The organism is Paenibacillus sp. FSL R5-0490, assembly GCF_001956215.1.
GTDB lineage: Bacteria > Bacillota > Bacilli > Bacillales > Cytobacillaceae > Cytobacillus.
In genome coordinates this window covers 40,253-57,197 of the sequence record NZ_MRTQ01000016.1, presented here as the reverse complement: position 1 = coordinate 57,197, position 16,945 = coordinate 40,253, and the positions used below count along the sequence as shown (strand labels likewise).

Annotated in this window: 15 protein-coding genes, 2 pseudogenes and 1 riboswitch; of the genes and pseudogenes, 13 read left to right on the top strand and 4 right to left on the bottom strand. The window is 40.9% G+C overall.

Features of this window, described 5'->3' with window-relative positions:
- Positions 1-383 precede the first annotated feature (383 nt).
- The 7 genes from BK139_RS14305 (at position 384) to modB (ending at position 8,097) form a co-directional block, all read left to right on the top strand.
- Positions 384-1,337 carry an NAD(P)H-dependent flavin oxidoreductase gene (locus BK139_RS14305; protein ID WP_076259935.1) on the top strand — a complete coding sequence of 318 codons (954 nt, stop codon included), beginning with the start codon at positions 384-386 and terminating at the stop codon, positions 1,335-1,337.
- 139 nt (positions 1,338-1,476) lie between these two features.
- A complete protein-coding gene (locus tag BK139_RS14300) occupies positions 1,477-2,085 on the top strand; it encodes a dienelactone hydrolase family protein (RefSeq protein WP_076259933.1) in 609 nt (202 codons plus the stop codon).
- A 222-nt stretch (positions 2,086-2,307) separates the two neighbouring features.
- A riboswitch (cyclic di-AMP (ydaO/yuaA leader) is annotated at positions 2,308-2,458 on the top strand.
- Positions 2,459-2,571: 113 nt separating this feature from the next.
- A complete protein-coding gene (locus BK139_RS14295) occupies positions 2,572-3,834 on the top strand; it encodes a cation:dicarboxylate symporter family transporter (RefSeq protein ID WP_048009638.1) in 1,263 nt (420 codons plus the stop codon).
- A 516-nt stretch (positions 3,835-4,350) separates the two neighbouring features.
- Positions 4,351-4,917 carry a DUF4256 domain-containing protein gene (locus BK139_RS14285; protein WP_076259928.1) on the top strand — a complete coding sequence of 189 codons (567 nt, stop codon included), beginning with the start codon at positions 4,351-4,353 and terminating at the stop codon, positions 4,915-4,917.
- 271 nt (positions 4,918-5,188) lie between these two features.
- The gene (locus BK139_RS14280) at positions 5,189-6,193 is read left to right on the top strand and encodes a DUF3231 family protein (RefSeq protein ID WP_076259926.1); all 1,005 of its coding nucleotides are present in this window, start codon (positions 5,189-5,191) and stop codon (positions 6,191-6,193) included.
- A gap of 445 nt (positions 6,194-6,638) precedes the next feature.
- Positions 6,639-7,436, top strand: a complete 798-nt coding sequence (modA, locus tag BK139_RS14275) for a molybdate ABC transporter substrate-binding protein (protein WP_076259924.1) — start codon at positions 6,639-6,641, stop codon at positions 7,434-7,436.
- A 4-nt stretch (positions 7,437-7,440) separates the two neighbouring features.
- Entirely contained in the window at positions 7,441-8,097 is a 657-nt protein-coding gene (gene modB / locus BK139_RS14270; RefSeq protein ID WP_048009629.1) for a molybdate ABC transporter permease subunit, read from the top strand.
- Positions 8,098-8,203: 106 nt separating this feature from the next.
- Here the strand turns inward: modB and BK139_RS14265 are convergent, their stop codons facing one another.
- Positions 8,204-9,850, bottom strand: a complete 1,647-nt coding sequence (locus tag BK139_RS14265; protein WP_076259921.1) for a hypothetical protein — start codon at positions 9,848-9,850, stop codon at positions 8,204-8,206.
- Between the two features lie 2 nt (positions 9,851-9,852).
- Entirely contained in the window at positions 9,853-10,632 is a 780-nt protein-coding gene (locus tag BK139_RS14260) for an ABC transporter ATP-binding protein (protein WP_076259919.1), read from the bottom strand.
- 177 nt (positions 10,633-10,809) lie between these two features.
- Between BK139_RS14260 and BK139_RS14255 the strand changes: the two genes are divergently transcribed.
- A complete protein-coding gene (locus BK139_RS14255) occupies positions 10,810-11,289 on the top strand; it encodes a GNAT family N-acetyltransferase (protein ID WP_076259916.1) in 480 nt (159 codons plus the stop codon).
- A gap of 153 nt (positions 11,290-11,442) precedes the next feature.
- Positions 11,443-13,035 (top strand): metal ABC transporter solute-binding protein, Zn/Mn family, encoded by a 1,593-nt coding sequence (locus BK139_RS14250; RefSeq protein ID WP_076259914.1) that lies wholly within the window; start codon positions 11,443-11,445, stop codon positions 13,033-13,035.
- A gap of 2 nt (positions 13,036-13,037) precedes the next feature.
- On the opposite strand, the pseudogene BK139_RS14245 reads toward BK139_RS14250, so the two are convergent.
- Positions 13,038-13,223 (bottom strand): annotated as a pseudogene (locus BK139_RS14245) (MerR family transcriptional regulator); the annotation flags it as partial.
- An 81-nt stretch (positions 13,224-13,304) separates the two neighbouring features.
- Here BK139_RS14245 and BK139_RS14240 point away from each other — a divergent pair.
- Positions 13,305-13,558 (top strand): annotated as a pseudogene (locus tag BK139_RS14240) (FAS1-like dehydratase domain-containing protein); the annotation flags it as partial.
- A 226-nt stretch (positions 13,559-13,784) separates the two neighbouring features.
- Here BK139_RS14240 and BK139_RS14235 read toward each other — a convergent pair.
- Positions 13,785-14,789 (bottom strand): DUF3231 family protein, encoded by a 1,005-nt coding sequence (locus tag BK139_RS14235; RefSeq protein ID WP_076259911.1) that lies wholly within the window; start codon positions 14,787-14,789, stop codon positions 13,785-13,787.
- Positions 14,790-14,966: 177 nt separating this feature from the next.
- Here BK139_RS14235 and BK139_RS14230 point away from each other — a divergent pair, with 177 nt between their 5' ends.
- The 3 genes from BK139_RS14230 (at position 14,967) to BK139_RS14220 (ending at position 16,856) form a co-directional block, all read left to right on the top strand.
- The gene (locus BK139_RS14230; RefSeq protein ID WP_076260119.1) at positions 14,967-15,245 is read left to right on the top strand and encodes an ArsR/SmtB family transcription factor; all 279 of its coding nucleotides are present in this window, start codon (positions 14,967-14,969) and stop codon (positions 15,243-15,245) included.
- Between the two features lie 88 nt (positions 15,246-15,333).
- Positions 15,334-15,717, top strand: a complete 384-nt coding sequence (locus BK139_RS14225; RefSeq protein ID WP_076260116.1) for a VOC family protein — start codon at positions 15,334-15,336, stop codon at positions 15,715-15,717.
- 338 nt (positions 15,718-16,055) lie between these two features.
- Positions 16,056-16,856, top strand: a complete 801-nt coding sequence (locus BK139_RS14220) for a peptidoglycan-binding protein (protein WP_076259909.1) — start codon at positions 16,056-16,058, stop codon at positions 16,854-16,856.
- The last annotated feature ends 89 nt before the right edge of the window (positions 16,857-16,945 follow it).

Here is a 16,945-nt window from a genome sequence, read left to right as displayed (position 1 = left end):
ATGCATTTGGATTATGGTATCTGTCTTTTTTCCTGAACCAAGTTGGTGGTCTATTTTTTCATCGGAGCGATCAACGCACACCTCTCTGATGAAACAGCTTTCAATTAATAAAATCTTTTTTATCACGATCATTTGTTTTGGTTTAGCATACCTTTTACAGCGTATATTTCAAAGAGGCAGATAAAAGCTTTTTATGTGAGTAAGGTCAGCTGCAGGGATGATGCCTGATAAGTCTCTACGTTGGCAATTCTTGAACATTCTGTGAATATGGCGAAAATATAACCTGTTTTTAGTACCAGGTATTATATTTATCACTATTCAATCGCCCTCATTCGCTCAATAATGGAGAAGAAATAAATTGGCGATGAAATGGGGTAGTTCTTTTGAAATTTCCACAATTAAAAATCGGTCATATGACGCCTGAGTTTCCCATCATGCAGGGTGGAATGGGCGTTGGTATTTCGTTAAGCGGCCTGGCATCAGCTGTTGCTAATGCCGGGGGGATTGGAATTATTTCAGGAACAGGAATTAGCATTGAAGAGTTAAGGCTGCATATACGAAAGGCCAGGGCAGCTATCAAGGGTGAGGGCTATATTGGGGTGAATGTTCTATTTGCCATGAATGATTTTGCTGAAAAAATGAAGGCCGCTATAGAGGAAAAGGTGGATTTCATTATTTCAGGTGCAGGAATATCAAGGGATATGTACAATTGGGGCAAAGAATCCGGCACACCGGTGATTTCGATTGTGTCATCTGCAAGGCTTGCCAAAATGTCAGAGCGGCTGGGTGCTTCTGCGGTTGTCGTAGAGGGCAATGAGGCAGGAGGGCATTTAGGGACCGAAAGACCGTTATTCGATATTTTACCGGAAGTGGTGCAAGCTGTTAAGATTCCTGTCATAGCTGCAGGGGGAATCCTGACAGGAAAAGATATTGCGCATGCCATTCGTGTCGGGGCTTCCGGTGTTCAAATGGGAACCAGATTTGTCGCAAGTCACGAATGTGATGCCCCCCTATCCTTCAAGGAAAAATATGTACATGCCAAACAGGAAGATATCGTTATGGTGAAAACCACCGTAGGTTTGGAGGGGCGTGCCATTAAGAATAACTTTACTGAACAAATATCTGACAATAAAAAGGTGAAAATCAAGAAGTGCATCGATTGTCTGAAAAACTGCTCCTACCGCTTTTGTACATTGGATTCTCTGGTCACATCCATGGAGGGGGACTGTGAGAATGGTCTCGTATTTGCGGGGGCAAGAGTCCATGAAATTAACGAAATTTTGCCTGTTCAGACGATCATTCATAATATCAAAAGAGAATATGAAGCTTGTGTTTAATGTCAAGATGGTTCATTGCTTCACGTCCGGCTGCCAATTAGGCGGCTCTTTTTGGATTTAAAAAGGGTGTTTTGAGACTGGAGGAATAATTCATATTAATATAGAATACCTTTTGATGGAATATAGCGGGTGAAGAAATATGGAGAATAAGCGACATAGTTATGATAGAAATTCAAATTCTTTAATCATCGTAATCCACGAAATATATGGAATAAATCAACATATAAAGAGTTTTTGCGAATTATTAATAAAGCAGAATTTTGAAGTGATATGCCCCAATTTACTAGAGCGAGAGATGCCTTTTGATTATTCTCAAGGGGAAGCCGCTTATCGTCACTTTATGGAACATGTCGGTTTCGATATAGCGGCACGTAAAATCAAAGATTTATTATTGGATGTTAAAGATGAATACGAAACAATAGTAATCATTGGATTTAGTATAGGTGCCACTGTTGCCTGGCTATGCAGTGAGGAAGATTGTGTTGATGGAATAGTTGGATATTACGGTTCAAGGATTAGGGACTATTTAGAGCTAACACCCCGGAGTCCTGCCATGCTATTTTTTCCACAGGAAGAGCAGTCTTTTAATGTTGATGAGTTAGTATTGGCTTTGGAAAAAAAGAAAATTAAAGCATATAAATTTACTGGGAAACACGGATTCAGTGATCCTTATTCCTCTAAGTATGATGCAAAATCAGAACAAGAAGCCTTTAGCAAAATGCTGAATTTTTTATTGCATACTGATTGAGGTAGTATGAAGCACTAACGGTGACTGTTATCACCGAGGAATTTTAATAAAAGTTTACAAGCGCGTTCAATATACTTAATACTAAGATGCTAATTTAGATGTAGCGGGGATAGCATGTGTGGCTATCATGGCATTTGGCGCAGGTGGAGCCAAATGCTTTTTTGTTTTATACAGGGAATACTTAACTATTTACAAAAATTATCTTGGGATAATATAATGATTTAGTGTTCTATGCTTAATCTTATTTTAAGAACGGGGGACCCATTATTTACGGCGGAGTTTCCGCACGGGGTGAATCCGAAAGATGGAAGGGCTTACTGTTTCCACAGTCCTAACCCGAAAGCTAACCTCGTCAGCGTTTAAGGAAACATAAGAGAATATGAATCAGGGTGAATTGACAATTGTCGATTTTCTTTTTTTTGAGATCAGCTTTGTTTCCCTTGCCTGAGCAGCACGTTAAAACTAAACAAGAAGGTAGGGTAATTGATGAAAAGAATTAAATTAAGTTTAGCCACTCAAATTTTTATCGGTCTTGTCCTGGGGATTGTGGTTGGCGGTATCTTTTACGGTAATGAAGCAGCGCAAAGTGCCTTACAGCCATTTGGCGATCTGTTCATTCGTTTAATTAAAATGATTGTGGTTCCTATTGTATTATCAACGATAATCGTTGCCATTGCTGGTGTAGGTGATTTAAAATCCGTGGGTAAGCTTGGCGGTAAATCATTGACCTACTTTATCGGCATGACATTGGTTGCCATTGTGGTTGGCTTAATCGCCGGGAATGTATTTCAGCCAGGTGCCGGCCTGAATATGGACAGCCTGCAGCAAAGTGATATCTCAAGCTATGTCGAAACCAATAAAGAGCAGGAAGGCAAGTCGGTAGCGGATACATTCTTGCATATTGTGCCTACTAATCCGGTACAAGCCATGGTTGAAGGCGATATGCTGGCGATTATCTTCTTTGCGGTTGTATTTGGACTCGGAATTGCAGCAATTGGAGATGTCGGAAAGCCAGTTCTGAGGTTTTTTGAAGGTACGGCCAAGGCGATGTTCTATGTAACGAACCTGTTTATGAAGTATGCGCCGATCGGGGTATTTGCCTTAATTGGTGTTACGATTTCCAAGTATGGCTTCGCCTCACTGATTCCATTAGGCAAGCTGGCGCTTACTGTATATGGATCCATGATTTTCTTTGTTCTTGTTGTTCTGGGAGTTATGGCCAAAATTGTCGGGTTCAGCATCTTTAAATTATTGAAGATGATCAAAGAGGAATTGATTTTGGCATTTTCAACAGCAAGCTCGGAAACAGTTCTTCCAAGAATTATGGATAAAATGGAGAAAGCGGGAAGCCCGAAACATATTTCTTCATTCGTTATTCCGACAGGCTACTCTTTTAACCTGGACGGATCTGTTTTATATCAGGCGATTGCCTCTTTATTTATTGCCCAGATGTTTGGGATTGAATTGAGTATCGGACAGCAAATTACACTAATGTTAGTGCTGATGGTTACATCGAAAGGAATGGCGGGTGTACCTGGTGTATCCTTTGTTGTGCTGCTGGCGACATTCAGCACCATTGGATTGCCTGCAGAAGGCCTTGCCTTTATTGCCGGCATCGACCGTATCCTTGACATGGGACGCACAGCGGTTAATGTGGTGGGGAACTCACTGGCGGCGATTGTTATTGCGAAGTGGGAAGGGCAATTTAACCCTCCAGCTGAAGAAAGATTTGAACAACAAGCTTCATAATAATAGATTTGGAAACACTAACAAATGGCATCGTTTGTTAGTGTTTTTTTGTGGAGCCAGATAGTTCAGGTTCAGACACAGGAAGGGAAAATCATCAGGTCTGAGTCCGAAGTTGGTTCAAGTTCAGACACAGGAAGGGAAAACGTCGGGTCTGAGTCCGAAGTTGGTGCAGGTTTGGACACAGGAAGGGGAAATCATCGGGTCTGAGTCCGAAGTTGGTGCAGGTTCGGACACAGTAAGGGGAAAACGTCGGGTCTGAGTCCGAAGTTGGTTCAAGTTCAGACACAGAAAGGGGAAAACGTCGGGTTTGAGTCGGAAGTAGGTGCAGGTTCAGACACAGGAAGGGAAAATCATCAGGTCTGAGTCCGAAGTTGGTGCAGGTTCGGACACAGGAAGGGGAAATCATCAGGCTTGAGTCCGAAGCCAGTTTCAGGAAGGTTAACCCGGCGCCTGCTTTTATCATCTGCCCTTTAGGGTCATAATTATATTATAATGAAGAAAAAAGGAGGTACTCATATGACACTGGGAAGTAAGGCGCTGTCACCAGAACAGCGGGATGAATTGCTGCAAACATTGAAGGCCCGTTTTGAGAAGAATACGCACAGGCATGAAGGGCTGTTATGGGCAGATGTACAAGCTAAGCTTGAGGCTAATCCTGAGAAATTATGGTCGCTGAATGAAATGGAAGAAACGGCCGGCGAACCGGATGTTGCCGGGTATGATGAAGAGACGGGCGAATACATATTTTATGATTGTGCAGCAGAAAGTCCTAAGGGCCGCAGAAGTTTTTGCTACGATCGTGAAGCGCTGGAGGCAAGGAAAAAACATAAGCCGGAAAACAGTGTGATGGATATGGCAGCTGCCATGGGCGTTGAGCTTTTAACGGAAGAGCAATACCGGGAGCTCCAGGAGCTTGAAGCTTTTGATAAGAAAACATCGAGCTGGGTGCAGACACCCCCTCATATCAGAAAACTTGGCGGGGCTCTCTTCTGTGACCGCCGCTACGACACGGTCTTTGTGTATCACAATGGAGCTGATTCCTACTATGCTGCAAGGGGGTTCCGCGGCTCGCTGAGAGTTTAGGTTCAGGGAGACTCGGATTGTATGAGCGTAAGAAGGATTCGGCGGGTTTTTTGCTAAAACATAGTTTAAAAGGTATACCAGCAGGCGCGTTAGTAAAGGAACGCGTCTCTTTTTATTTACAAAAAGATTGTCTGGCGGCCGGATATTGATGAAAATAACCTACACTCCATTTATCAGGAATAATATCTCCAATCCAGGTTAATTTATGAATGAGAATTATTAATCAATTCGGTACATAGTCAAAATGGGATGATGGAAGGAGGTTGTTTACTTGATATTAACCAATCCGCTAAGTGTTTCTGAAATAGGGACTATATGGCAGACTTACCAGGAAAAAACATTGATAATGAGATTTTTGGAATACTTTATCGAAAAGTCAGATGAACAGGAGGCTAGGAATATTTTAGGAGGGTTATGGCAGGAACTGAACTTTTATGTGAAAGAGATGGAAGAACTTTTCTCCGATCAAGGAATGGTTAAGCCTGAGGGGTTTACTTCAGCTGACGTTAATTTAGAAGCCCCTAAATTATACGATAATGGTTTTGATATCATGTTTCTTCGTGTATTAAAGGAAGTTAGCATGGGGCTTTACACCCTGAATATGAATATGACATACAATAAGAAGGTTTTATCCATTTATGAGGGGCTCACGACTGTAACACAGAAAATCTATAAGCTTTCGACCTTTTATCTGCTGGAAAAAGGAATACTAGCGCTGCCACCAAAAGTGACGATGCCCAAAAATATAGAGTATATCCAGTCAAAAAAGTATAAGGACGGTTTTAGGCTGACAGGAGATAAAAGGGCATTAAATGACCTTGAAATCGGAATTCTGCATCACAATATGGAGGCAAACAATATCGGGATGCAGCTTATTACGGGTTTTGCGCAATGCGCTCAAAACAAAGAGGCCAAAAAATACTTTTTAAAAGGAAAAGAACTTGCCAAGAAACAAATAAAAATGATGGAAGAAATCCTCCTAGAGGGTGATGTTCAATTTTCCGCAACCTCCGGGGCTACGGTAACCACATCGACAGTACCTCCGTTTTCCGACAAACTTATGATGCATTGCATTTACATACTCAATGGGTTTAGCCTTGTAGGATCCGGTACAGGTGCATTCTTTAGCTTGAGAAATGATATAGCGATGAAATCCATGATACTGGCGAAGGATATTTACTTCTATGCCCAAGAGGGAATTAAAATCAAGATTAAAAACGGCTGGTTTGAGGAGCCCCCGCAAATGGAGGACCGTCCGGGACTCATAAGAGAATAAAAACTCCTGCTCAGTCTAACACTAACATTAGTGTCCAGAACACTAAATTTCAGTGTGGGGGGTATTTGTACATGCTTTTCAACTTATTCTCTGCTTTAATCACTTTGGTTATTAAAGTGTCATTCTTTTTTGAAAAGATGGGTGCCAGATTTGACAGGCTGATCAGGACACCATCTTTTTCACATGTATAAGTTGTTGGCGGGCAGATTACATTTCCACATTGTTAACAAAGGTAAGCACTCCAATTTGTGCTTGCCTTTTAGTTTGTTTCATAAATGATTTTTCCTGTCCGGGCTGTATCATAATCGCTTAATGACCTTATGAATTATAAAAAGGCAGGAACAAGGATTTTTTTTAGATGGGGAAGATTATATTCGCCAGTGTCCCTATAAGTAGTTATAATTAATTATTACTAGATATAACTATTCAGAGAAGGAGATACTTAATGAAAAAGAAATCCCTGTTATTTTTTTCATCAATGGTCCTTTTTTTATTATTGGCTGGATGTCAGTCTAAAAATACAGGAGAAGAGCAGCGGGATGCAGCCGGAGAGAGTGTGGAACTGACTATTTCAGCAGCGGCAAGCCTGCAGGACGCCTTAACGGAGATCGAAGCAAGGTTCGAAAAAGAACATCCAAATGTGCTGATCAACTTTAACTTTGGAGCTTCAGGCTCTCTTCAGCAGCAAATCTCCCAGGGAGCACCCGCTGATCTTTTCTTTTCAGCTGCTGAGGATAAATTTGATAAACTGGTAAATGACGGACTGATTGAAGAAAAGAATGGAATTGATTTAGTTGGGAATGAGCTTGTTTTAGTGGTGCCGAAGAAGTCAGCATTGAAAATCAAATCGTTTCCTGATCTCACTAACGCAGATAAATTGTCCATCGGCACACCGGAGTCGGTTCCTGCCGGGAAATATGCGAAGGAATCATTAGAAAAAATGGATATCTGGGACAACATAGAAGAAAAAGTGGTGTATGCCAAAGATGTCCGCCAGGTCCTTACATATGTTGAGACAAATAATGTGGATGCCGGAATTGTTTATAAAACGGATGCGTTAATATCTGAAAAGGTCAACATTGTGGACACGGCAGAGGAGAATACTCATGGTCCTATTATTTATCCTTTGGGTATGATTAAAGATACAAATCATCCATCGGAAGCTAAGCTGTTCTATGATTATCTTCAAAATGAAAAATCTATGGGTATTTTTGAAGAGTATGGATTTAAAGGATTGAAATAATTATATGGCTACTGATTTTTGGTCACCAGTCCTATTATCTGCTGAAGTTGCAGCTGTCTCAGGAGTATTGGCAATCATTCTTGGCGTTATCATAGGGAAAGGTATGGCGAATAAAAGATTTAAAGGGAAAGCCATTGCAGAGACCGCTTTTCTTTTGCCATTAGTATTACCGCCATCTGTTGTAGGGTTTTTGCTGATTGTCATTTTTGGAAGAAACAGTTTTGCAGGCCAATTCATTGAGTTTATTTTTAAACAGCCAGTTATGTTTACCTGGTGGGCCGCTGTTATCGCTTCGACGGTTGTCGCATTTCCTCTGATGTATCAGTCTGCTAAGACAGGCTTTGAAGCGATTGATCGTGACATTGAAAATGCGGCTCGTGTAGATGGGGCGAATGATATTCAATTATTTATGAATATCACGATCCCTCTTTCATACAAGGCCATTATTTCAGGCGGCATCCTGAGCTTTGCAAGAGCCCTGGGGGAGTTCGGAGCTACTTTAATGTTTGCCGGTAATATTCCGGGAAAAACACAAACGATTCCAACAGCTATTTATGTAGCCATTGATTCAGGCAATATGGAGATGGCCTGGTTATGGGTAGCGTGTATGATCGGAATATCATTTATCATGTTAGTTTTTGTTCAGCTGATAAAAACATAAGAAGACATCCTTTCGCGGGATGTCTATTTTTCTTGCAGGAAGTCGGTGAAAACGTCACGATAAAAAAAGCTGCCAAAATGGCAGCTTGAGCAAACTCTCGAAGGAATCACCCTTCAATAATCTTCTCCCATGTAACATTGAAAGCCAGCCTCCAAATAGTTACGAGACCAATGCTGCATATCCCCAAATACAGATAGATTCCATATGGCAAGAAAGTGCTCGCGAAATGCAAGCCTGCAAGTAATGCTACAAACAGCATCAATCCAAAGATAATGGCACTATTTCCGTTTTGGTTGTATTCATCGAACGATTCCGAAAAGGGCAGAGATTTCTTTAAAACCATAAAACAAATGACCGCGTATAGACAGGCGCTGATAAATACGGCGATAAGGTCCGGAAGAATTCCTGCCCCGAACAGGAAAAGGAAGAGTGCACTTAGAATAAAGTAGACCGGCAGATATAATTTAATAATAAATGCCTTGATGGTACCGCTGAACACCGGCTTTAATGATTTGAGAGGGGCAACCCGGTAAATAAAGGCCCCTTTATATTTTCCTGAATACTTTAGAAGAATCATGATGGTCGGAATAATGATCAAGCTAAAGTAAATCGTTATATAGGACTTGCTGTCAGATAGCTGTGCAAAATCTTCACGGAGAGTATTTATGATAAAAATAAACGGAATCACGATGGAAAAACCAAGTGATGGATAGGCCTTCAGTTTAAAGTCCCGTTCATTTTTCATCATCCTGCCTGCAAAGCGGAAAAAGGCTCTCTCCTCCGGTGAGCGGCAAATGATGGTAAGAAGGATTTGCCCCGCTTTACTCCGCTTCGTTACTTTGGCTTTTCCGTGATAAGCAAGCTTTTGCAGGCTTTGCTCGAAGGTGCCGGTAAATTTCATATAAATCCAGATGGACAGGATCGGAATTAGGAGTGATAATGCTGAAAAAAGGAGATAAACCGGATCGAAAGCCCCCTTCAACAGCATTTCCATATTTGCGCCATACCACATTGGGAAAATGAATACCTGCCACCACTTAGGCTGAAAAGAGACCGTTAAGTCAATGAACTCAAAAGACCGTATAAGCAATTGATACCCAACCATGATCATCAGGGACAGCCCGATTTGAACATAGTTGATGATATCTTTCAATTTTTCCCCATCAAAGAATCGCAATATTGATAAATAGATCAATGCGGTTAGACCAACAACCAATAAATCAATCAGGATAATGTTTACGGCAGCAAGGAGGAAAAATAATGGCCCATTTTTGATTAGTCCCACTATCAAAGGGATACCCGCAAGCGCAATGGTAAGGAAAGAAAGATAAATCGTAACATGCATCATTTTTGCCGTGCTGATTGTTTTTCGGCTGACTGGCTTTGGAAACAGGATGTTGCGATCCCGTATATCCAATAAAACCGAAGAGAAATCGGAAATCATGGAGGTCATCACAAAAAAGGTGAAAATCCCATAAAATAGGCTCATCTGAAAAAGGTAATTGTCCCCCATAAGAACAAATGGAATCAAGAACAGACCGAACAATACGTAAACCCATAAAGATTTAATGTACTGATTATTCTTTTCTTTGTTTTCTTTTTTTGCATTCTGCGAGAAAATGGTGGGCATGCGCCTTCCATCCATCGTAAGCTTTACCTGCAGGAGTCTCCTCATAACCTTGTAATCTACGTCAAAGCTATTAAAAACCCGCTCAAAACGATCCAATAGTTTAAGAGTGCGATAGTCCTGCATTCCTACATCTCCCTTACAGCCGAAACAAACCGGGCACCAATTTCCTTATGTTCACTGAATCCTGTAAGCTGGTTAAAGATCTGTTCGAGTGAACCTTCCGTATTTTGCTGCTTTAGTTCGTCAAAGGTGCCGTCTGCTGCGATTCTCCCGTCATGCAGGAGAATAATGCGGCTGCTTATTTTTTCAACCACATCCATGATATGTGAAGAATAAAAAATCGTTTTTCCCTGTTCGGCAAGCTGTGCCATGATTTCTTTGAATATCATGACACTATTTGCATCCAGGCCATTGATGGGTTCATCGAAAAAGAGAAGTTCCGGATCATGCAGCAGGCTCGAGATAATGAGAAGCTTTTGGCGCATTCCTTTTGAAAAAGAAGCGATTCGGGAATGATAGACTTCCCCTATGCCGAATAGCTCCATCAGGCTTTTTGCCTTATTACTGGCAAGGTCGGAATCAAGACCATACAATTCGCCAACAAAGGTTAAGTATTCCTGGCCGGTCAAGTTATCATACACTTCAGCAATTTCCGGCACATATCCGATTTTTCTCTTATACTCGATATCTCCATCCGAAATATCCTGGCCAAAGATGTTGACCTGTCCTGAATAGTCATCTTCAATGCCAAGCATGATCTTGACAGTGGTGCTTTTTCCAGCGCCGTTCGGGCCGATATATCCGATGATTTCTCCGCGTTTCACCCCAAAAGAGACACCGTTGAGCACTGACTTCGGACCATAGCTCTTTCTCAAATTATTAATTTCTAATATAACGTCCTCCATCATCTAACTCCTCATTTCTAAAATATTCCATTAATTACATTGTAACATTAGGGCTGCTGTTTGCTAAAGAGGATTTTGGTTTTGTTCTTCCAATTGAGATGGAATTATTAGGTTGTTAACTGGATGACTATTTAAGATAATTAAATTAGACTTTAAAAAAATTTAGGGTGGCTAATAATGAATATTTACCAAGTTGAGGATTTACCGAAAGATAAAATAATAGAATTTTTTAAGCTGCATTGGGGGAGCCCGGAAATGGTAATTTCCAGTGGGGTTTATGATTGCAGTGCATTAGATGGGTTTGCTGTTCTAAATGAAGAAGACAAAATCATTGGTCTAATTACTTACATAATTAAAAATACAGAATGTGAAATTATATCTTTAGATAGTACGGAAGAAGGTAAGGGGATAGGTACATCGTTAGTGGAGGAAGTCGAAAATCTTGCTAAAAAGAAAAATTGCAGGATCGTGAAGCTAATAACAACAAATGATAATTTATTAGCATTGAAGTTTTATCAGAAACGAGGGTTTATCCTGTCTCAAATTATTCTTAATGCGGTTGAGGAAGCAAGGAAGGTGAAACCTGAGATACCCTTAATTGGAAATGAGGGTATTCAGATCAGAGATGAAATTGTATTGATGAAGGTATTGAACTAATGGGTGCTTATGTACAAAATTAGCTGCTAATATAGCAGCTTTTTCTTTTTAAACAGAGGAGTTGAAAGGGTACAATGCATAAATCGTAATGATTACTATTTACAAACCGTAATCATTACGATAAAATGTTCCCTAAGTAAAGGGGGAATAAAAATGTTAAAAAGATTCGCAGGTTTACTTAGTTTATTTATAGTCATCTTCACGCTGGCTGCATGTGGAGGAAAAGCTGCAAACAGCAGTGAAAGTGATGGGGAACCAAAAGGATCCAGCAAAGAGTTAAAGATATATACAACTGTATATCCGTTACAGTATTTTGCTGAACAAATTGCAGGAGATCAAGCTTCTGTGGAGTCTATTCTGCCATCGGGATCAGACTCGCATACATATGAACCAACCACCGGCGATATGATAAAAATATCTGAATCCGATGCTTTTATTTATAATGGGGCAGGCTTAGAATCATACGCAAACAAAATCTCGGAAACTATTCAATCTAATGACGTTAAGATACTTGAAGCATCTAAAGGAATTAACTTGGAAAAGCATGTACATGAGCATGAAGAAGAGAGCAGTCATGAGGATGAACATGCTGAACATAATCATGGGGATCAGGATCCTCACGTTTGGCTGGATCCTATTCGTTCTATTCAGCAGGCAGAGCATATAAAAGATTTATTAGTTGAATTAAAACCTGAGCAAGAAGAGATTTTTAACCAAAACTTTGAGAAGCTGAAAGGAAAGCTGGAAAACTTAGACCAGGACTTTCGTACACAACTTGGAAATTTGCCTGAAAATAAAATTATTGTTTCTCATGCTGCTTATGGCTATTGGGAGAAATCCTATGGGATCGAGCAAATCTCAGTATCCGGTTTGAGCCCTGCTAACGAGCCCTCACATAAAGAGGTGCAAAACATCATTAAGACTGCTGAAAAGCATGGATTGAAGCATGTGTTTTTTGAACAGAATATAACTCCGAAAGTGGCAGACATAGTCAGGAAGGAAATTGATGCAGAGGCTTTACGTATACACAATTTATCGGTTTTAACAGAAGAAGATATAAAGAATAATGAGGACTACTTTACGCTCATGCAGCACAACTTAGCGGAACTGACAAAAGCATTATCGGAACCTTCAGCCGAGGGAGACTCTGAGACAAATGAGCAGGGTGAACACGATCATGGCCATACTCATTCACATAATGAAGAAACAGCAAAAATTTATGAAGGATATTTTGAAAACAGTCAAGTGAAGGATCGATCCTTATCCGACTGGGAAGGTGACTGGCAGTCAGTATACCCATTTCTTCAAGATGGCACCCTTGACGAAGTATTTGCACATAAAGCAGAACATGGGGGTGAGATGACAGCTAAAGAATATAAGGAATATTATGATGAAGGATACCAAACAAATGTTGAACGAATTCAGATACAGGGGAATAAGGTAACGTTTGTCAAAAACGGAGAAGAATATACCGGGGAGTATATCTACGATGGATATGAAATTCTGACATATGATGCGGGAAATAGAGGGGTTAGATATGTATTTAAGCTAGAAGCAAAAGCTGAAGGTCTTCCTCAATATATTCAGTTTAGTGATCATAGTATCTATCCGACAGAAGCTAGTCACTACCACCTTTATTGGGGTGACGACCGGGAAAAATTGCTGGATGAAGTTACCCATTGGCCTACGTACTATCCATCTGACATGGATGGCCATGACATTGCCCATGAAATGATGGAGCACTAAGCCAGTGTGGCATCCCCTTCAGAACACCAATCAATGAAATTTTTAATCTCTTTAATAGGCATTCCGGTGGCTTTCAGGCATTCAATCACTTTTAGAGCACTAAGATCGGATTCTTTAAATAAACGGTTTCCACTGGGGGTCCGTTCTACAAAGGGCATCAGACCCTCCTTATCGTAGTAGCGTAGGGTTGGGGAAAATTCAGTGGTTGCGGCAGGAGCTTATGTCACTAGGGAGCTTCCTGAAAATACTGTTGCTGCAGGAGTTCTCCTGGGAAAGTTGTGGTTCAAGGGTTATTAACGGCCACTTTGCCGACCAAAATAGGCGGTGATGCAAATGTGCTGGCCCGTACGATGAACTTTGAGTTTTTGAAACCAGTTTTTACAGGAGATACAATTCTCTGCGAAGTAACGATCGATAGATATGAAGAGAAAGATCAATGGCTATTGCCGCCTCTTTCGTTTGTACGAACCAGAATGGGAAACATGTACTAAGAGGAAATTTTGCCGGTGTGATTTTATCTTAAATGGTACTTAAATTGAGCAGCTGCCGAGTAAGGCAGCTTTTCCAGTTACATGAAAAGCAGTAGCATGATTTCAACAAGCTGTACAAGCTGCGGGTCGGGCAGCTCCTGCTCGTGTGGGAGGAGATTAATAAAAAAAAGAGAGCCGAGCCCAATCGATTGGCCAAGCACGGCTCAGCTGCTGGTAATACATTGACAGCGGGAAAACTTACACAAATGAGGGGATAACTTATTTATCCTGTGCAAGTTCTTTTCTATTGGGAGCAAGCGGCGGCTGTTCTAACCACTTGTTCTTCACCATAATGCCGAACCATTTTCTGGTGACTCCCAATGATTTCAAGATTGCTTTTTCATAAGTTAAGGCCAGGTCTGTACGCATGGATCCGGCCAGGCCTGTCCCGTAATATACTTGTGCAGTTTGAACCAGGAAACCCATATGATACAGCATTAATTTATCGGAAAATGGAGATTCCTTTGATGTGGTAATCTCTGATTCCAATGAAGTTGGGACTGGCAAGTTATCCTTGTGCAATATTTTTGAAAGAGCCTGCAGGTTTTCATCGGCGGCTTTTTCCAGCTCCTCAAAAAACTTCCTAATCTCTTTCGACTCTGTGACTTGGCTAAACCCGATGGATATTGCTTTTGCCATAATCCCCTTTTTAATGTTAAGGGAGATACTGATTAGTTCTGTAGAAGATAAACGTCTCCCTTTTCCGAAAAATCCATCCGTAAAATCTGTTGCAGTAATAATTTCAGGGCTTTCGGAGGGATAAAAATAGGGATCTCTCTGAAAAACTCCTTTTTTCAGGAGCAGCTCAATGGTTAAATCGTACATATTTTTTGCATCATCTACACATGAGTTGTAAAACTCCCGTATGTCCTCTCTGACCGAAACACTTAAAGCGGTTGTATGACCTAACAAACCATGGATAGTCATAATATGTAAATAATTCAGGCAGAATATGTCTGAAAACAATCTCCCTGCACCTTTATTGAGGTCGGACTCCGAAAAACCAATTGGAATTGGAAATCCATCCTTCTCAATGAAGGAAACAAGCTGTTTCTTTTGCTTTTCCCCTGTCTTAATAGCTATTTCAAAAACTTGTTTTATTTCTGCATCTTCTATAATTGAAATCATATACCTATTTACGATTTCGGTCATTGTTCCGTTTACATATTCCCCCCATAATGTTCCTATTTCGGAAGATGTAAGCTTTAAATTTTCATTTTCCAATTGTTCTCACCTCTTCCTTATTTTTTACCAATATAGAATGATGTATGCAGTTCTTTGGCTTAAACCTCTTAGACTTGTTCTCGGTGCTTGCTGCCAAGATTGAAACGGCACCTTTAATAGGCAACTTGGAGATTGCTTGTATTGACAAGTAACCGTATGGTTGCTTATAATCATAATATGAATTGGGACAAAGACGCGATATTCAAAGCACTTAGTGATTCGACCCGGCGGCTTATATTGGACGAGTTGTCTGAGCGCAAAGAGATGACGCTGTATGAACTGACGGCCCGTCTCATTATGAAGCACGGCCTTTCCATTTCGCGGCAGGCAATAGCTAAGCATCTTTCTGTATTGGAGGATGCACAGCTCATTAGATCCGAACGAAAGGGAAAATATCGGGTAATTATTTTTAATAACCAGCCACTTAAGAATCTGCTGGAAGGATGGCTGGAGTAACTTACTAAAAGCGGAATAGGGATTCATACAGAGGTACGTGCCGGCTTTGCTGGAAGCCCGTTACAATATCAAAGGAGGCAAATACATGTTGAAAGTTATTGTTACCAGTATCTTCGTCCAGGATCAGGATAAGGCATTGAAATTCTATACAGAAACGCTGGGGTTTGTTAAAAAGCATGATATTCCAGTCGGAGAACACAGGTGGATCGCCCTTGTTTCTCCCGAAGATCAAGATGGTACGGAGCTTTTGCTCGAGCCGAATGTACATCCGGCGGCCAAAGAATATCAAAAGAAGATTTTTGCAGAAGGAATTCCGGCCACAATGTTTGGCGTTGCTGATGTTCACGAAGAATATAACCGATTAATAACCCACGGAGTGAAGTTTACTATGGAACCGACAGTAATGGGTGATGTCACATTGGCGGTCTTCGATGATACATGCGGGAATCTTCTTCAAATAGTGCAGAAATAGCTTTAAAAGTGAAAAGATATTTTTTCATATAAATAAGGCTTTGGTGGAATGAAGTGTTATCTGAATGATGAGGCTATCTCTTGATTTAATTTGCTGTTGATGACAAAAAATACAAGAAATGTACATGGATATTTGGAAATAGCTCAAATTGCTGAAGATGAAGGTCTTCAGCTTCTTCTCATAAAATTGGGTAATATATACGCAGACAGATTAGAACACATTATTGCAATATAATGGATGATAGAGGGACGAACGTTGTGATTCTGTTTGCTACACTCGAATAATGTCATTTCCTCCCGAATTCTTTTATATCAAAAGAAATTGGGGAGGATTTTTTAATGTTAATAAGATTTAGAAACATGCTGATGGCCATCGTGGCTGTGGTTCTCATGCTGGCTGCTCCTTCGTTTACAGAAGCGGCGCTCGGGGATCGTACACTTGCCAATGGATCATCAGGATCTGATGTCGCTGAATTGCAGGATTACCTGATGACAAAAGGGGTATTCCCATACCATACATCAACAGGATACTATGGAAGCATCACGGTGGAAGCCGTCAAGGATTTTCAGCGTAAGCGCAATCTGAAGGCTGATGGGATTGCCGGACCGCAAACGAATCACGCACTAAAAGTGCTGCGATATGGGGACATTGGAAAGCAGGTCATCCAAATTCAATATCAATTAAAACAAACAGGTCACTACAAATCTAATTTAGATGGTATTTATGGAAATGGTACAGTGAGTGCTCTTAAGAGCTTTCAAAAACAGCAAGGCTTGACGGCGGACGGAATTGCCGGTCCTCAGACGAGAGCTGCACTTGATCGAAAGGCGAAGCGCGGCACAGCGGCAGGTAAAACATTGACTGTGGAAAGCACAGCATATACAGCGAGTTGTGAGGGCTGTTCAGGTGTGACCAGGATGGGTCTGGATTTAAAAAAGTACCCTGATGCGAAAGTGATTGCAGTCGATCCAAGTGTGATTCCGCTTGGCTCCATCGTGAAAGTAGAAGGCTATGGAACTGCAATAGCAGCGGACATAGGCGGCGGTATAAATGGAAGTTCAATCGATGTGTTCATTCCTAACCAGGGCGATGCCCTTCAGTGGGGGAGAAAAAGCGTACGCGTGGAAATAATCGAATAGGTATGGGCTGTCCCGCACTAATAATAGTGCGGGACAGCTTTTTTTTAGAAAACTCTAAAGAAAAAATTCCTTATCATACCTATTAAATT

Coding starts and splice junctions, on each gene's coding strand:
- BK139_RS14300 (WP_076259933.1), top strand. CDS start 1,477: ATGGAGAATAAGCGACATAGTTATGATAGAAATTCAAATTCTTTAATC.
- BK139_RS14295 (WP_048009638.1), top strand. CDS start 2,572: ATGAAAAGAATTAAATTAAGTTTAGCCACTCAAATTTTTATCGGTCTT.
- BK139_RS14285 (WP_076259928.1), top strand. CDS start 4,351: ATGACACTGGGAAGTAAGGCGCTGTCACCAGAACAGCGGGATGAATTG.
- modA (WP_076259924.1), top strand. CDS start 6,639: ATGAAAAAGAAATCCCTGTTATTTTTTTCATCAATGGTCCTTTTTTTA.
- modB (WP_048009629.1), top strand. CDS start 7,441: ATGGCTACTGATTTTTGGTCACCAGTCCTATTATCTGCTGAAGTTGCA.
- BK139_RS14265 (WP_076259921.1), bottom strand. CDS start 9,850: ATGCAGGACTATCGCACTCTTAAACTATTGGATCGTTTTGAGCGGGTT.
- BK139_RS14260 (WP_076259919.1), bottom strand. CDS start 10,632: ATGGAGGACGTTATATTAGAAATTAATAATTTGAGAAAGAGCTATGGT.
- BK139_RS14255 (WP_076259916.1), top strand. CDS start 10,810: ATGAATATTTACCAAGTTGAGGATTTACCGAAAGATAAAATAATAGAA.
- BK139_RS14250 (WP_076259914.1), top strand. CDS start 11,443: ATGTTAAAAAGATTCGCAGGTTTACTTAGTTTATTTATAGTCATCTTC.
- BK139_RS14230 (WP_076260119.1), top strand. CDS start 14,967: ATGAATTGGGACAAAGACGCGATATTCAAAGCACTTAGTGATTCGACC.
- BK139_RS14220 (WP_076259909.1), top strand. CDS start 16,056: ATGTTAATAAGATTTAGAAACATGCTGATGGCCATCGTGGCTGTGGTT.